This window comes from Sphingobium sp. ba1 (assembly GCF_000743655.1).
Classification (GTDB): Bacteria; Pseudomonadota; Alphaproteobacteria; order Sphingomonadales; family Sphingomonadaceae; genus Sphingobium.
Map to the genome: position 1 here is coordinate 2,353,427 of NZ_JPPQ01000069.1, position 15,475 is coordinate 2,368,901.

The window sequence follows — 15,475 nt, forward strand, 5'->3', positions numbered from 1 at the left end:
GCAGCGGCCTAGGCAGGCGCGCATGATCGCCAGCATCGACCCGTTCCACGCCATCGCCATCAGCCGCGAAGCCCATGCCCTCGAAGCGCAGGGCCGTTCCATCCTGCATATGGAATTCGGCCAACCATCGACCGGCGCGCCTGCCGCCGCCATCGCCAGGGCGCATCATGTGCTGGACACCGATCCGATGGGCTATTGGGAAAGCCCGACGCTCAAAGAGCGGATCGCGCATCTTTATGCCGAACGGCATGGCGTGGCGGTGGAGGCCGAGCAGGTGCTGTTGACCTGTGGCGCGTCGCCGGGTCTGGTGCTGGCGCTGACCAGCCTGTTCGCGCCCGGCGCGCGGGTGGCGACGGCGCGGCCGGGCTATGTCGCCTATCGCAATACGTTGAAGGCGCTCTATCTGGAGCCTGTCGAGGTCGGATGCGGCCCGGCCGAACGCTATCAGATCAGTGCCAAGGCGCTGGCGGCGATCGATCCAGCACCCGACGGACTGATCCTGGCCAGCCCGGCCAATCCGACCGGCACCATCATTCCCGCCGACGAACTGGAACGGATCGCGCAGGTCTGTGCCGATCGCGGCATTCGCATCGTGTCGGACGAAATCTATCATGGGCTGAGCTTTGGCGAGCCAGCCCATTCGATGCTGGAATATGCGCCCGACGCCGTGATCGTGAACAGTTTTTCCAAATATTTCAGCATGGCCGGGTGGCGGCTTGGGTGGATCATCGTGCCGCCCGCGCTGATCGACGCGGCGCGGGCGCGGATGGGCAATTTGTTCCTGACGCCGCCGGTACTGGCGCAGCAGGCGGGGCTGGCGGCATTCGATTGCGCCGATGAGTTGGAGGCGCATGTCGAAACCTATCGCCGCAACCGGCAATTGCTGCTCGACGCGCTGCCCGCGCTAGGGCTGGCCCGGATCGCGCCGCCCGACGGGGCCTTCTATATCTATGCCGATGTCGGGCATCTGACGCAGGACAGCCTGGGCTTTTGCCAGCGGCTGTTGCGCGAGACGGGGGTGGCGACCGCACCGGGGATCGATTTCGATCCCGTCGACGGGCATCGCTTCATCCGCTTCAGCTTTGCGGTGTCGACCGACCGGGTCGAGGATGCGGTCGCGCGAATGATCCCCTGGTTCGCGGCGCAGCGCCGCGCTTAGCTGCGCGTCCGGTCGAACGTCGCCATCTCATAGGCGATCGACGCTTCGACCAGTTGCTCCCATAATTCAGCGATGATGTCGGCGGGCGCGCCCAGCCGCTCCGCCTCGGCGCAGGCATTGGCGATGACCTGCGCCTTGCGGGCTTCGTCGCGCACGGCGCTGCGATCGGGCTTGATGCGGGCGGCGGCGCGCATATGCGCAAAGCGCTCGGCAAGCAGGGCGACGAGCTGGCGATCCAGCGCATCGACGCCCGCACGCACCTGCGCCATGCTGCTATAGTCTTCAGGGTTCATGAGTGCCGGACTAAGCCGCGCGTCCAGCCGTGTCGAGGGTTGACATGCCCGGCCCTTCTCTCCATAGGCGCGCCTTCGCGATTGGTCCCGCATCCCGGTGAAGCGGTGGCCCTGCCCCTGAGTGTTTCGACGCAATACGGACGTAGGCGATACCGGGGTAACGTTGTTAGCATATCGAAGGAATTATCATGACGAAGCGCACAAGCGCCAAGTATAAACTCGACCGTCGCATGGGCGAGAACATCTGGGGCCGTCCCAAGTCGCCTGTCAACAAGCGCGAATATGGTCCGGGTCAGCACGGCCAGCGTCGTAAGGGCAAGGTGTCCGATTACGGCATCCAGCTGCGCGCCAAGCAGAAGCTCAAGGGCTATTATGGCGACATCACCGAGAAGCAGTTCAAGAAGAACTATTTCGAAGCGAGCCGCATGAAGGGCGATACCGGCCAGAACCTCATCGGTCTGCTGGAACGCCGCCTGGACGCCGTTGTCTATCGCGCCAAGTTCGCGCCGACCATCTTTTCGGCCCGCCAGATCGTTTCACACGGCCACATCTATGTGAACGGCGTGAAGTGCAACATCGCGTCGCGTCTGGTGAAGCCGGGCGACGAGATCACGCTGGGCAAGAAGGCGCAGGAAATGGCGCTGGTGATGGAAGCACAGGCCCTGGCCGAGCGCGACATCCCCGACTATGTCGCACCCGACGGTGCCGCCAAGGTCAGCTATGTCCGCGTACCGACGCTGGACGAAGTGCCCTATCCGGTGAAGATGGAACCGAACCTGGTCGTCGAATTCTATTCGCGCTAATCGGTTTTCCGACAGACTTACGAAAAAGGGCGGTTCCGCAAGGAGCCGCCCTTTTTCTATCTGGGGCTATTTCCCCGCCGCCAGCAGGAAGTCGGCGCTCTGCTGGAGCATGTCGGCGCGCGCATCGCTGTCGTTCAGGCTGTGCGCCAGCCCGTCATAGATGACCAAGCGGCTGCGCTTGCCCGCGCCTTCCAGTTTGCCTTGCATGATTTTTGCCTGGCTGATGTCGACATTGCCGTCGTTTGTGCCGTGAAACATCAGGACCGGGGCGCGGAACTGCGCGGCATGGCTGGATGGCGAAGCGTCTTCGGCCTCCGGGCCAGTGCCCATGCGCTGCTGCTGAACGAGGTAACTGCTGTCATATTGCGCGCGGCGCAATCGATCGCCGAAATCCGTGACGGGCGCGATGGCGACCACCGCCTTGAACAGATCGGGGTCGATGACCTGCGCCTGCAGCGCCGCATAGCCGCCATAGGACCAGCCCGCGATGGTCAGCTTCGCCGGGTCGGCAATGCCCTGTGCCACCAGCCATCGTCCGGCGTCCACGACGTCGCCGATCGCCTTGCGCCAGGATCGATAGCCATTTTGCATCAGCCATTGTTCGCCAAAACCATAGGAACCGCGAAACTGCGGCTGGATTACGGCGAAGCCTCGCGCCGCATAATATTGCACCAACCAGTCGAAACCCCATTCGTCCCGCGACTCCGGGCCGCCATGGGGCAGGACGATGGCGGGCAGACCCTTGGCGCTTTCTTTGCCGGGCGGCAGCGTCAGATAGGCTGGGATCGTTACCCCATCAATCGCCTTGAAGCTCGTCGATTGCATCGTGGCGAGCTGGCGGCCCGCTAGTTCGGGACGATCCGGCATCAGGGGCGACAATTTGCGCGCCGTCCGGTCGAACAGATAATATTGGCCCGGATCGATGTCGCTGCCGGCCCACACCAGCACCCGTTGTCCATCGCTGCTCATGTCGCCGATGTGAACGGCCTTGCCACCCAGCGCCTTACCCAATGAGGTAACAAGAGAAGCTGCGTCTTTGTCGAAATACACGGCTTCGCGATGCTCCAGCACATAGCTGACGCCCACGACCCGGCGCTCCCGCCCGACGCGGATCAAACCGGCGACATCGACTTGCGGATGGGCGAAGACGACTTTCTTTTCCTGCCCAGGGTCAAGCGCGATCGATACGAGCGCCCTACGCCCGTTGGTCTTTTCAAAGCCATAGGCAATATTCTGCTGCGGCTCGACCGCGAGAGGATAGAAGCCGCTATAGTCGCGCACGTCATAGGTGGAAAGGTCGTCCCAGCCTGATTTGCCTAGCGGTCTGTAAAGGAATTTATAGGTGCCCCTGGCATAGCCCGTGCCCTTATTCTCTTGCAGCCCCATGATCCGGACAGTGCCGGTACCATCCGAAATATAGTCGATCGCCAGTTTGGCCGGTGTTTCAACCCGCTTGCCGCTGCCACTGCGGGTATCGATGCGATCGACACCGAGCCCCTCCAGCCGCTTTTCCACAAGGCTGCCGATCTTGGCTTCAGGGACATAGGATCGGGTCATCAATATCGCGCCGTCTTCGCCGGGCAGCAGATCGACGATGTCACCCCCGCGAAAATCGGCATGCAACGCATTTTGGCCCCGCCGCTGGCTCAGCAGTTTGGCGTTGCCGCCGGATGCATCCACCGCGAAAATGTTGCTGAAGCCATAGACGTCGTCGGCATAGCGGCTTTCGCCATAAATCTGGCAAGCTAGGCGATCGGTCGCGACCCAATCGCAGCTGGAGAGATATTCCGGTTTACCGGTGGTCGTGGCCGCCACCGTCAACTCCGCACCTTCCTTGGCCTCCAACACATAAGCGCGGCTCGTTCGTCCTGGCCCCGCCGAAATCAGTGCGATTTTCTGGCCATCGGGCGAAATGCTGGCGGAAATCACAGTTTCGCGCGCGCCAAAGGCCTTGGCGAGGGCATCAGGCGGGGTTTGCGCCAGCGCAACCGGCGCGGTTCCGGTGGCCAGCGCCGCCATGATCACTGCCTTGCGAAATCCGATCATGCCCATTCACTCCCCCATTGCCCCAGTAACAAATGGCTAGGCGAGCGCTGCAGACTTGGCAACGGCCTTGCTTGCCCTGTGTCCCGCACAGTGGCATCACCCTGCTATCACAAGAATAAAGGGTGCCTTTCATGCGTAGCTCCATCGCGGCGATTGCCGCCGTTCTCGCCCTTTCCGCCTGTGCCACCGATGGCATGGATGCGCCGCCCGCGTCGGTCGCTGCGGCACCCGATGCCGCCGAGCCATCAATCGATACGATGAAGCGGCTGGTGCAGGAAATGTCGTCCGACGCCTATGAGGGCCGCGCGCCTGGCTCTGCGGGCGAGGAGAAGACGCTGGCGCTGCTGGTGGCGGAGTTCAGCAAGCTGGGGCTGAAGCCGGGCAACAAGGGCAGCTGGTTTCAGGATGTCCCGCTGGTCGAGATCAATGCCAAGAATGTGTCGCCGCTGACTTTCATGGGCGGCAAGAGTGCGGTCAGCGCCAGCTATGGCCCCGAAATGGTGGTCGGCACTTATCGCACGACCCAGCCCAGCATCGCGGTCAAGGACAGCCCGGTCGTGTTCGTGGGCTATGGCATCAACGCCCCCGAAAAGGGGTGGAACGACTATGCGGGCGTGGATGTGAAGGGCAAGACCGTCATCATTCTGGTCAATGATCCCGATTATGAAGCGACGGGCCTGACCGGGCCGTTCAATGGCCGGGCGATGACCTATTATGGCCGCTGGACCTATAAATATGAGGAAGCCGCGCGGCAGGGCGCGGCCGCCGCGATCATCGTGCATGATACGGTGCCCGCCGCCTATGGCTGGAACGTCGTGCAATCGAGTTGGACCGGCGCGCAGCATGTCGCTGACAGTGCGGATGGCAATGCCAAGCAATCTTCGGCGATCGGCTGGATTCAGAAGGACAAGGCGGCGGCTTTGTTCGCCAGCGCCGGGCTGGACCTGACCGCGCAGATGGCAGCCGCCAAGCAAGCCGGGTTCAAGGCGGTGCCGCTGGACGCGGTCAAGGCGTCGGTGTCGTTCGACAACGACCTGCGCAAACATAGTTCGAAGAATGTCGTCGCGCTGTTGCCCGGCAAGACGCGGCCGGACGACTTTGTCCTCTACAGCGCGCATTGGGACCATCTGGGCCGATGCCAGGCCGCGCCCGATGGCGATGACATCTGCAATGGCGCGGTCGACAATGCGACCGGCACGGCGGCGCTGGTGGCGCTGGCGGAGGCCAATGTAAAGGCGGGGCCGACCGATCGCAGCCAAGTGTTCCTGGCGGTGACGGCCGAGGAATCGGGGCTATTGGGGTCGGCCTATTATGGCAGCAATCCGGTGGTGCCGTTCAACCAGACCGTTGGCGGAGTGAACATGGATGCACTGTCGGTCGCAGGGCGCGCCAAGAATGTGGTGGTGATCGGCAAGGGCAAGTCGCAACTCGACGCCTATCTCGACCGCGCCTTGGCCGCGCAGGACCGGGTCGCGACGGTGGAGCCGACGCCGGAGAAGGGCTATTATTATCGCTCCGACCATTTCAGCTTCGCCAAGCACGGCCTGCCGATGCTCTATTTCGAGGGCGGCGAGGATCTGGTCAATGGCGGCACGGCGGCGGGCATGGCCGCAGCGGAAGATTATACCAAGAACCGCTACCACGGGCCAAAGGATGAATATGATCCCAATTGGGACTGGACCGGCGTGCTGGCCGACCTGAAGCTCTATTATACGGTCGGGCGCGATCTGGCGAATACGACCGACTGGCCCAATTGGGTGGATGGCGACGAATTTCGCGCGATCCGCGACAAGGATCGGGCAGGGAAATAGTCAGTCAACAAACCTATATTCGTTTCGAGCGAAGTCGAGAAACGCCGGCACCGCGCTTCTACTTCTCGACTTCGCTCGAAGCGAACGGCGCTTTTGGACCTATTCCCCGGCCGGGGCATAGGTCCAGTTCTGCGCCCGACTGCCATCCATATTCGCCGTTTCCGCCATGAGCAGGCGACCCTCGCGCCAGTAGCGGATTCGTTGCGGATAATCATGGGCAGGATTGGCAAAGCTGATGTCGCGCACCCCTTCGGCTATCGCAGGGAAGATGGTTGCAGGACCACCTTCGGGGGCGCCGTGGAATGCGAGCGATCCGTCGGCTGCGCGAACGATGCGCATCACTTCCCAGGATTGCAGCTTTTCGCCGCGCCCGGTGCGCCCCACGCCGATCATCACGCCGCCGCGTGGCAGCGTCCACACTTCCTCGCTCCAGCGATCGTCGCGCTTTTGCACCCATTCCCCGGTCAGCCAATCGGGCAATTCGCCTGCGCTGCCGTGGACGGGCAGCGCTATCAACAGTGCCGCTATGATCGTCGAAACTCTTCTCTTCATGGCTTCCGCCCTCTGTCCAGACCCGATCCGGCGCGCTATGGAACGCGCCTAACGCCCGCTATCACGGATCGGCCTTTACGCCGAGTAAGGACGACATTGCATGACTTTCCGTATGCCTGCCGAATGGGCACCGCACGACTGGACCTGGATCGGCTTTCCGACCAACGCGGATGAATGGCCCGGCGCGTTCGATGCGGCGCGGGCCCAGATAGCGGCCTTTGCGAGCGCGCTCCACGCTGAAGGACGTGGCGAAGAGGTGCGGCTGGTCGTCGCGAACGAGAGTGATGCCGATGCCGCGCGGGCCTTGGTCGCGCCCGGCGTGTCGATCGTCGTGCAGCCGCTGGGCGACGTCTGGCTGCGCGATACCGCGCCGATCGCCGTGCTGAACGGCAAGGCGCGGGCTTTGGTCGATTTCGGCTTCAATGGCTGGGGCGGGAAATATCAGATGGCGGGCGACGAGGATATCGGCGCACGGCTGGCGGCGACCACCGGCTTGCCGACATCGACGCAGCAGTGGGTGTTCGAGGGCGGGGCGGTCGATACCGATGGCACTGGCCTGTTCGTGACCACCGAACAATGCCTGCTCCATCCCAATCGCAACCCGGACCTCGACCGGGGCAAGATCGAAACGCTGCTGGCCGGGAGCCTAGGCCTCTCCGACATGCTCTGGCTCGGCGATGGATTGCTGAATGACCATACCGATGGGCATGTCGACAATCTGGCGCGGTTCGTGGGCGAAGGGCTGCTGGCACTGCCGATCGCGACGACGGAGGACGATCCCAATGCGGCGATCTACGCCGATGCACGCGCGCGAGCGAGCGCCCATGGCGTTACCGTGGTGGACATGCCGTCGCCGGGGCGGGTGATCGTCGATGGCGAGGCGATTCCCGCGAGCTACATGAATTTCTATGTCGGCAACGCGGCCGTCATCGTGCCCATCTATGGTCAGCCCAATGATCAGGCGGCGCTAGATACGCTGGCCCCCTTCTTTCCGGGGCGGGATATTGTCGGGCTGCGCAGCGATGCCATATTGTCAGGCGGCGGCAGTTTTCATTGCTGCAGCCAGCAAATGCCAAGTGTTTAACATCAACCGTTCGGGCTGAGCGAAGTCGAAGCCCGCGCCTGAGCGCAAGCGAAGGCACCTCGCTATCGCTCGGTGGAGCCCTTCGACAGGCTCAGGGCGAACGGAGAAATAGACGACATGACCAAAGTAACCGTTGCCGCGCTCCAGCTCAGCTTTTCGGACGATATGGGCGAGAATATCGCCAAGGTGGCCGAGCATGTGACCAAGGCCGCCGCGCGCGGCGCGAAGATCATATTGCCGCCCGAATTATTCGAAGGGCCGTATTTCTGCCGGGTCGAGGACGAAGCGCTGTTCGCGCTGGCGCAGCCGACCGACAGCCATCCGGCGGTGCAGGAAATGCGCAAGCTGGCCAAGGATCTGGGCGTCTATATCCCGACCAGCTATTTCGAGCGCGACGGGCAGCATCATTATAATTCGCTCGCGATGATCGATGATCAGGGCGAGATCATGGGCGTCTATCGCAAGAGCCATATTCCCGACGGGCCGGGCTATGAGGAAAAATATTATTTCCGCCCCGGCAATACCGGCTTCAAGGTGTGGCCGACCCGCTATGGCACGATCGGTGTCGGCATCTGCTGGGACCAATGGTATCCCGAATGTGCGCGGGTGATGGCACTGATGGGCGCGGAGATGCTGTTTTATCCGACCGCGATCGGATCGGAACCCTATGATGCGGACCTCGACACCAGCCGCATGTGGCGGCGCGCGATGATCGGCCATGCGGTCAGCAATTGCATGCCGGTGATCGCCGCCAACCGGATCGGCGAGGAGGATGGCCAGCGTTTCTACGGCCACAGCTTCATCAGCGACGAATGGGGCGACCTGATCGCCGATGGCGATGCCAAGGATTTCGGTGCGCTGGTGGCGACGCTGGACCTAGCGCAGGCGCGCACCCATCGCGCAGGCATGGGCTTCTTCCGCGATCGGCGGCCGGAGCTGTACGGGCGGATCGCGCAGGATATCTGACGCGAGGCAGGCGTCAGCGGCGGAAGCTCTCCGCCGCGGCGCAGGCGAGCTGGTCGGCGCGCTCATTTTCCGGGTGACCGGCATGGCCCTTGACCCATTGCCAGGTCACTTGATGCCGCGCGGTGGCCTGAACCAATAGCTGCCAGACTTCGGCATTCTTCACCGGCTTGCGATCAGCGGTCTTCCAGCCATTTTTCTGCCAGCCGAAAATCCATTTGGTGATGCCGTCCATCACATATTTGCTGTCGGTATAGAGCGTCACGCGGCAGGGTTTGCTCAACGCATTGAGCGCCTCGACCGCGGCCATCATCTCCATCCGGTTATTGGTGGTCTGCGCCTCGCCGCCCGATATTTCCTTTTCCTTCGCGCCAAAGCGCAGCACCGCGCCCCAGCCGCCAGGGCCGGGATTGCCCTTGCACGCGCCATCGGTGAAAATCTCTACGGTCGGCAGGTCAGTCATGCTGTCTCCTCCGATCGCGTCGAAAGAGGCGACCGGATCAAGGGTTATGCGCCGAGCAGGTCGGCTGCATCGGCGTTGGCGTAGAAGTCGAGCCTGCGCAGATAGGCGAGCGGGTCTTTGCGCGTGACCAGCGCATCGGCCGGCGTGTTGATCCAGTCATAGGCGCGGGTCAGCAGGAAACGCAGCGCCGCGCCCCGGCACAGGATCGGGAAGGCAGCGCGTTCCGCATCGGTCAGCCCGTGCGCTTGGGCATAGCCCGCACCCAGCGCCGCCGCCCGGTCGCCAAAGAAGGTCGCGCCGTCATGGCTGAACGTCCAGGCGCTATGGGTGATGGCCAGGTCATAGGCGCGGACATCGGTGCAACTGAAATAAAAGTCGATCAGGCCCGTGACCCGATCGCCCAGCATCAGCACATTGTCGGGGAACAGGTCGGCATGGATGACGCTTCGCGGCAGGTCGGCTGGCCAGTGGGCGTCGAGAAAAGCCAGTTCATCAACGACCCGTGCGGCGAGGCCGGGGGCGATCTGGTCGAAATCCGCGCCGCATTTGCGCGCCAGATCATGCCAGCCCGCCTTGTCGAGCGCGTTGGGGCGCTCGCTCGCAAAGCCGTCGGCCGCGCGATGCAGTTCGCCGAGCGCCTGGCCCGCCGCGCGCGATTGCGCCGGGGTCGGCTCGGTTACGGAAATGCCGGTCAGGAACTCGATCAGGCAGGCCGGGCGTCCCGCCAACTGCTGCAATCGCTGGCCGCTGCGATCGGCGATGAAGCGGGGGACAAGGCAGCCGCGCGCGCCCAGATGGTCGAGCAGGTCCATGAAGAACGGTAGGTCAGCCTCATCCACCCGTTTTTCATAGAGGGTGAGGATGTAACGATGGCCCGAACCATCCGCGCCGGTGGTTTCGAGCAGATAATTGCTGTTTTCCACCCCTTCGGCGATCCCCTTGGCGGAAACGAGGCGGCCTGCGTCATAGCGGGTGAGGAAGGCGTCGATTTCTTCGGCCGGAACCTGCGTATAGACGGCCATGGATCAAACCGCCTCCAACCCGCGCGGCAATTTGAAGGCGATGCTTTCGCGCGCGGTTTCGACGATTTCCTCGGTCACTTCATAGCGCGCCGCAAGGCCATTCACGACTTCGCGCACCAATATCTCCGGCGCGGACGCCCCAGCGGTCAGGCCCAATGTCGTCACCCCGTCGAGCCAGTCGAAGTCGATTTCATCGGCGCGCTGGATCAGCCGGGCGCGGGTGCCTTCGCGCTCGGCGACCTCCACCAGTCGCAGCGAGTTGGAGCTATTGGGCGCGCCGATGACATAGAGCGCATCGCAACGAGGCGCGATCGCCTTGACCGACGTTTGGCGGTTGGACGTGGCGTAGCAAATGTCCTCGCCCTTGGGCGCGGCGATGTCGGGGAAGCGACGTTGTAGCACGGCGACGATCGCGGCAGTATCGTCCACCGACAGCGTCGTTTGCGTCAGGAACGCCAGATTGTCGGCATCGGTCGGCGCGAACGCTTCTGCGTCCTCGACCGTTTCGATGAGCGTCATCGATCCATCGGGCACCTGGCCGAATGTGCCGATGACTTCGGGATGGCCCTTATGCCCGATGAAGAGGATGTGGCGGCCTAGTTCCACCTGCCGTTCGGCCTGGCGATGCACCTTGCTGACCAGGGGGCAAGTGGCGTCGAGATAGGACAGGCCACGCTCCTCCGCCTTGGCCGGGACCGCCTTGGGCACGCCATGGGCGGAAAAGACCACCGGCACGCCATCGGGCACCTGGTCCAGTTCCTCGACGAAGATCGCGCCCTTCGCCTTCAGGCTATCCACCACATATTTGTTATGAACGATTTCATGGCGGACATAGACCGGCGCGCCATAGGCTTCGATCGCCTTTTCCACGATGATGATGGCGCGGTCGACCCCGGCGCAAAAGCCGCGCGGGGCGGCGATCAGCAGGGTCATTGGCGGGCGGGCGGCGGTGGGCTCGGTCATGTCTTCGCGCTTAGGCGAATGTAAGCCACGAGGAAAGCCGCTTCCTTCCGGTTGCGTGGGCGACGGCGGATGGATAAGGAAGCGCGATGCTTTCGGCCGATGGGCCATGCCAAGGATTATCTGCCTGTGCCAAGGAACGTCTGTCTGTCTCGTGTCGCCCTGACTGCCATGCTGGCTTTGACCCTGGCGGGCTGTTCGCGCCGGGGAGAAATCGATGCGTCCGGCGGTATCGTCGCAGTGCGGTCTGCTTGCCCGGTGGCGGCGGTGCCGGCCTATACCGGTGACATCACGCTGTTCAACCCGGCCAACAGCACCGATGCCTCGGCGATCGACGTGGTGGCCAACATCACCGACCTGCGATCGACCTGCACCGATGGCGCGCAATTCTACACTGAAGCGACCTTCACCGTGAATGCCCGGCGCAGCGATGCGAGCGCGGCGCGGCAGGTGACGCTGCCTTATTATTCCGCCGTGGTGCGCGGCGGCAATGCCGTGGTCGCCAAGCGGGTGGGCCAGGTCACGCTCAATTTCGCGCCGGGCGACTATCGCGCCAGCGCGCAGGCGAAGGCCGCCTCCTATGTCGAGAAATCCTCGGCCACGCTGCCGGCGGACATTCAGGCGAAGATCGTCCAGAAGCGTAAGGCGGGCGACGCCGACGCCGCGATCGATCCTTTCGCCCAGCCCGACGTCAAGGCGGCGCTGGCACGAACCAGTTTCGAACTGCTGGTCGGGTTCAACCTGACCCAGGATCAGTTGCGCTATAACGCGACCCGTTAAGGGCGAACTTATTATGCCGTTCGCCCTTAACTAGGTCGAAGAGGCGGTCTTTCCCGAAAAGGGAAGGACAGGGATGGAAGCGTTCCCCGGCGAAAGCCGGGGCCCAGTCCCGCGCCCTGAACTGGACCCCGGCTTTCGCCGGGGAACAAGGGGAGAACTCGTGGTAGAGACCCCGCTGTTTTCGAGGAAATGTCCGTGTCCCTTTACACCCGTTTTACCGCCCATCTCGACGCCGTGCTGGACGCGCTGGAGGCCGATGGCATTCTGCCCGCTGGCCTCAACCGCAAGCCGGTAACGGTCGAGCCACCGCGCGACCCCAGCCATGGCGACATGGCGACCAATGCGGCGATGGTGCTGGCGAAGCCTGCTGGCACCAATCCGCGCGCCTTGGCCGAAGCGATCGTCGCGAAGCTGCAAGCGCTCGAAGAGGTCGAAAGCGCCTCGATCGCCGGGCCGGGCTTCATCAACTTGACGCTGACGGATGCGACATGGCGCGCGGAACTCGCGGCGATCCAGACCGATGGCGATGATTATGGCCGGTCCGATGTCGGGCAGGGCGTCACCGTCAATATCGAATATGTCTCCGCTAACCCGACAGGCCCCATGCATATGGGCCATTGCCGGGGCGCAGTGGTGGGCGACGCGCTTGCCACGCTGCTGGAATATGCCGGGCATAAGGTGATCCGCGAATATTATATCAATGACGCGGGCGGGCAGGTCGATGTCCTCGCCCGGTCGGCGCACCTGCGCTACCGCGAAGCGCTGGGCGAAACGATCGCCATCCCCGAAGGCCTGTATCCGGGCGATTATCTCGTCCCGGTGGGCCAAGCATTGGCCGCCGAATATGGCGATCGGTTCGTGGATGCACCCGAAGCCGACTGGCTGGTGACCTTCCGCACCTTCGCCGTGGCGAAGATGATGGACATGATCCGCGACGATCTCGCGCTGCTCGGCATCCATCATGACATCTTCTCGTCCGAGGCGGAGTTGCAGGCGGCGGGCAAGCCGGAGCAGGCCGAAGCCTGGCTGCGGGCGCAGGATCTGGTCTATGATGGCGTGCTGGAAGCGCCCAAGGGCGAATTGCCCGACGATTGGGAGCCGGTCGAACTGCCGCTATTTCGCTCGACCAAATTTGGCGACGATCAGGATCGGCCGATCAAGAAGTCGAACGGCAGCTGGACCTATTTCGGCGCCGACATGGCCTATCATTATCAGAAGGCGCAGAGCGCGGACCAGTTGATCGACATTTGGGGCGCGGACCATGCCGGGACCGTCAAGCGCATCCAGGCGGCAGTCGCTGCGCTGACCGAGGGCAAGGCGCGGTTCGACGTCAAGCTCATTCAGATGGTCCGCCTGCTGCGCGATGGCGAGCCGGTGAAGATGTCCAAACGCGCGGGTAATTTTGTGACGCTCGCCGATGTCGTGGGCGAAGTGGGCAAGGATGTCGTGCGCTTCACCATGCTGACGCGCAAGGCCGATGCGCAGATGGATTTCGACTTTGCCAAGGTGGTGGAAGCCTCGAAGGATAATCCTGTCTTCTACGTCCAATATGCCCATGCGCGCATTTCTTCGCTCGGACGGCGGACGCAGGAGGCGGGGATTGCACTTCCCGCAGCCGACCTGTCCCTTCTTGGGACGGCCGAATTGGGCCTGGTCAAGCTCGCCGCGCAATTCCCGCGCGTGGTGGAAGGGGCAGCGCAGATGCGCGAGCCGCACCGTATTGCCTTCTATCTCAATGACTTGGCGTCCGCTTTCCATGGCTGGTGGAATATGGGTAATGACGATCCGCGCGCGCGGGTGATCCTGGCCGACGATCCGGCGATGACGGCGGCACGGCTTTCCCTGGCGCAGGGAATAGGGCAGATTATCCGCAACGGCCTCGCCCTGATGGGCGTGGTCGCGCTGACCGAAATGCAGTGAATGAAAGCGGAGTGAAGTGACGATGAGCGACTATGGGCGCGGTCGACTCGATTTCGACGATGAGGACCGGCTGCCCTGGCTGGAGCCTGCGATCGACGATAGCGACCCGGAAAGCCTCTCGCCGTTGCGTCTGCTCGGCTTGATCCTGCTCGGCCTGATGCTGGTCGGCGCGGTTGTCGCCGGCGTGTGGTGGGTGCAGAATCGCAACGGCGCTAATCTGGCCGGTGAAGGGCAACTCATCGCCGCGCCGCCGCAGGACTATAAGATCGCGGCCAATGAAGCCGATGCGCGCAAGTTCGATGGCGAGGGCGATGCCAGCTTCGCCGCGAGCGAAGGCGTGGCGCGCGACGGACGGATCGACCCCAGCCGCGTGCCTGAAACGCCGATGGCCAAGGGCACGCCTGCGCCCACCGGCACCAGGCCGGTCGTGCCGGTCAAGCCTGCGCAAAGCGTCTCCGCGCCCGTGACCGACGGCACAAGCAACACGCCCGTTGCCGCCACCAAGGCCGCGAGCGGTGGCGCGATGATCCAACTGGGCGCCTATGGCAGCGCGGCGGGTGCCAAGGATGCGTGGAGCCGCCTGTCCAAGCGCTTCGCCTATCTCGCGCCACTCGCCATGACCGTCGAACCGGCCCAGGTCGGCGGCGGCACCGTCTACCGCCTGCGCGCCAGTGCGGGGGGGCAGGCCAGCGTGATTTGCGGCAAGCTCAAGGTAGCGGGCGAAAGCTGCCTGATGGTCAATTAGGATTGGATAAAGCCCTTCGACAGAAGGGCCGCACATCGTTACCGTCGACGCCATGAAGCCTGTTATTTTCGGCCTGTCCGGGCCAGTCCTGACTCCTGACGAGCGCGCCTTCTTTGCCGAAGCGCAGCCCGCAGGCTATATCCTGTTCAAGCGCAACATCGTCGATCGGGCGCAACTGCGCGCGCTGACCGACGATCTGCGCGCTTTGCATGGGCGCGACGATGTGCTGATCATGATCGATCAGGAAGGTGGTCGCGTCGCGCGGATGGCACCGCCGGTCTGGCCAGCCTTTCCACCCGGCGCCGTGTTCGATCGCCTCTATGACGTCGCGCCGTCGAGCGCGATCGCGGCGGCGCGGGCCAATGCCCATGCTATCGCCCTGACGCTGGCGGAAGTCGGCATCACCGTCGATGCGCTGCCCTTGCTGGATGTGCGGCAGGAGGGCGCAAGCGACATCATGGGCGACCGGACGTTGGGAGCCGAACCGATGCGCGTGGCGGCGCTAGGCCGCGCGACGCTGGAGGGGCTCGCGCAGGGCGGTGTGGTCGGCATCGTCAAACATATGCCGGGGCATGGTCGCGCCTTGGTCGACAGCCATCTGGAACTGCCGGTGGTGAAGGCCGACCTCAATGCGCTGGAAACCGACCTTGGCCCGTTCCGCACACTGAACTGGGCACCGATGGGGATGACGGCGCATGTCGTCTATACCGCCTGGGATGCCGAACAGCCTGCCAGCCTGTCGCCCAAGGTGATCGGCGGGATCATCCGCGATTCCATCGGCTTTGACGGCCTCCTGATGTCCGATGATCTCGATATGAAGGCGCTGGATGGCAGCATCGCGGAACTGGCCGCAGGTGTCGTTGCGGCGGGGGGC

15 protein-coding genes are annotated in these 15,475 nt (G+C 63.6%); 9 read left to right on the plus strand and 6 right to left on the minus strand.

What is annotated here, in order from left to right; all coding sequences use genetic code 11:
• Positions 1 to 22: 22 nt before the first annotated feature.
• A complete protein-coding gene (locus tag IL54_RS14545; protein WP_037476593.1) occupies positions 23 to 1,159 on the plus strand; it encodes a pyridoxal phosphate-dependent aminotransferase in 1,137 nt (378 codons plus the stop codon).
• Here IL54_RS14545 and IL54_RS14550 read toward each other — a convergent pair.
• The gene (locus IL54_RS14550; protein ID WP_037476594.1) at positions 1,156 to 1,452 is read right to left on the minus strand and encodes a chorismate mutase; all 297 of its coding nucleotides are present in this window, start codon (positions 1,450 to 1,452) and stop codon (positions 1,156 to 1,158) included. The two genes, IL54_RS14545 and IL54_RS14550, sit on opposite strands and share 4 nt — an antisense overlap.
• A gap of 188 nt (positions 1,453 to 1,640) precedes the next feature.
• Here IL54_RS14550 and rpsD point away from each other — a divergent pair, with 188 nt between their 5' ends.
• Positions 1,641 to 2,255, plus strand: a complete 615-nt coding sequence (gene rpsD / locus IL54_RS14555) for a 30S ribosomal protein S4 (RefSeq protein WP_037476595.1) — start codon at positions 1,641 to 1,643, stop codon at positions 2,253 to 2,255.
• 66 nt (positions 2,256 to 2,321) lie between these two features.
• On the opposite strand, the gene IL54_RS14560 is transcribed toward rpsD, so the two are convergent.
• Entirely contained in the window at positions 2,322 to 4,301 is a 1,980-nt protein-coding gene (locus tag IL54_RS14560) for a S9 family peptidase (RefSeq protein WP_237748892.1), read from the minus strand.
• Between the two features lie 131 nt (positions 4,302 to 4,432).
• Here IL54_RS14560 and IL54_RS14565 point away from each other — a divergent pair, with 131 nt between their 5' ends.
• The gene (locus tag IL54_RS14565; RefSeq protein ID WP_037476596.1) at positions 4,433 to 6,112 is read left to right on the plus strand and encodes a M28 family peptidase; all 1,680 of its coding nucleotides are present in this window, start codon (positions 4,433 to 4,435) and stop codon (positions 6,110 to 6,112) included.
• A 99-nt stretch (positions 6,113 to 6,211) separates the two neighbouring features.
• On the opposite strand, the gene IL54_RS14570 is transcribed toward IL54_RS14565, so the two are convergent.
• Positions 6,212 to 6,664, minus strand: coding sequence for a DUF6265 family protein (locus IL54_RS14570; protein ID WP_037476597.1), 453 nt, complete (start codon positions 6,662 to 6,664; stop codon positions 6,212 to 6,214).
• Positions 6,665 to 6,764: 100 nt separating this feature from the next.
• On the opposite strand from IL54_RS14570, the gene IL54_RS14575 reads away from it, so the two are divergent.
• Both IL54_RS14575 and aguB read left to right on the plus strand, forming a co-directional pair.
• Entirely contained in the window at positions 6,765 to 7,748 is a 984-nt protein-coding gene (locus IL54_RS14575) for an agmatine deiminase family protein (protein WP_037476598.1), read from the plus strand.
• Between the two features lie 117 nt (positions 7,749 to 7,865).
• A complete protein-coding gene (gene aguB, locus IL54_RS14580) occupies positions 7,866 to 8,714 on the plus strand; it encodes an N-carbamoylputrescine amidase (RefSeq protein ID WP_037476599.1) in 849 nt (282 codons plus the stop codon).
• Between the two features lie 13 nt (positions 8,715 to 8,727).
• On the opposite strand, the gene rnhA is transcribed toward aguB, so the two are convergent.
• From rnhA to ispH, 3 genes are read right to left on the minus strand one after another with little or no spacing between them, the layout of a single operon-like run.
• A complete protein-coding gene (gene rnhA / locus IL54_RS14585; protein WP_037476600.1) occupies positions 8,728 to 9,174 on the minus strand; it encodes a ribonuclease HI in 447 nt (148 codons plus the stop codon).
• A 44-nt stretch (positions 9,175 to 9,218) separates the two neighbouring features.
• The gene (gene thrB, locus IL54_RS14590) at positions 9,219 to 10,196 is read right to left on the minus strand and encodes a homoserine kinase (protein ID WP_037476601.1); all 978 of its coding nucleotides are present in this window, start codon (positions 10,194 to 10,196) and stop codon (positions 9,219 to 9,221) included.
• A 3-nt stretch (positions 10,197 to 10,199) separates the two neighbouring features.
• A complete protein-coding gene (gene ispH, locus IL54_RS14595) occupies positions 10,200 to 11,159 on the minus strand; it encodes a 4-hydroxy-3-methylbut-2-enyl diphosphate reductase (protein WP_037476602.1) in 960 nt (319 codons plus the stop codon).
• 168 nt (positions 11,160 to 11,327) lie between these two features.
• Here ispH and IL54_RS14600 point away from each other — a divergent pair, with 168 nt between their 5' ends.
• The 4 genes from IL54_RS14600 to IL54_RS14615 all read left to right on the plus strand — a co-directional run.
• Entirely contained in the window at positions 11,328 to 11,936 is a 609-nt protein-coding gene (locus tag IL54_RS14600) for a hypothetical protein (RefSeq protein ID WP_037478756.1), read from the plus strand.
• Between the two features lie 195 nt (positions 11,937 to 12,131).
• Positions 12,132 to 13,856, plus strand: a complete 1,725-nt coding sequence (gene argS, locus IL54_RS14605; RefSeq protein WP_037478758.1) for an arginine--tRNA ligase — start codon at positions 12,132 to 12,134, stop codon at positions 13,854 to 13,856.
• A 22-nt stretch (positions 13,857 to 13,878) separates the two neighbouring features.
• Positions 13,879 to 14,601, plus strand: coding sequence for an SPOR domain-containing protein (locus IL54_RS14610; RefSeq protein WP_037476603.1), 723 nt, complete (start codon positions 13,879 to 13,881; stop codon positions 14,599 to 14,601).
• A 52-nt stretch (positions 14,602 to 14,653) separates the two neighbouring features.
• A partial coding sequence (locus tag IL54_RS14615) for a glycoside hydrolase family 3 N-terminal domain-containing protein (protein WP_037478761.1) occupies positions 14,654 to 15,475 on the plus strand: 822 nt, incomplete at its 3' end.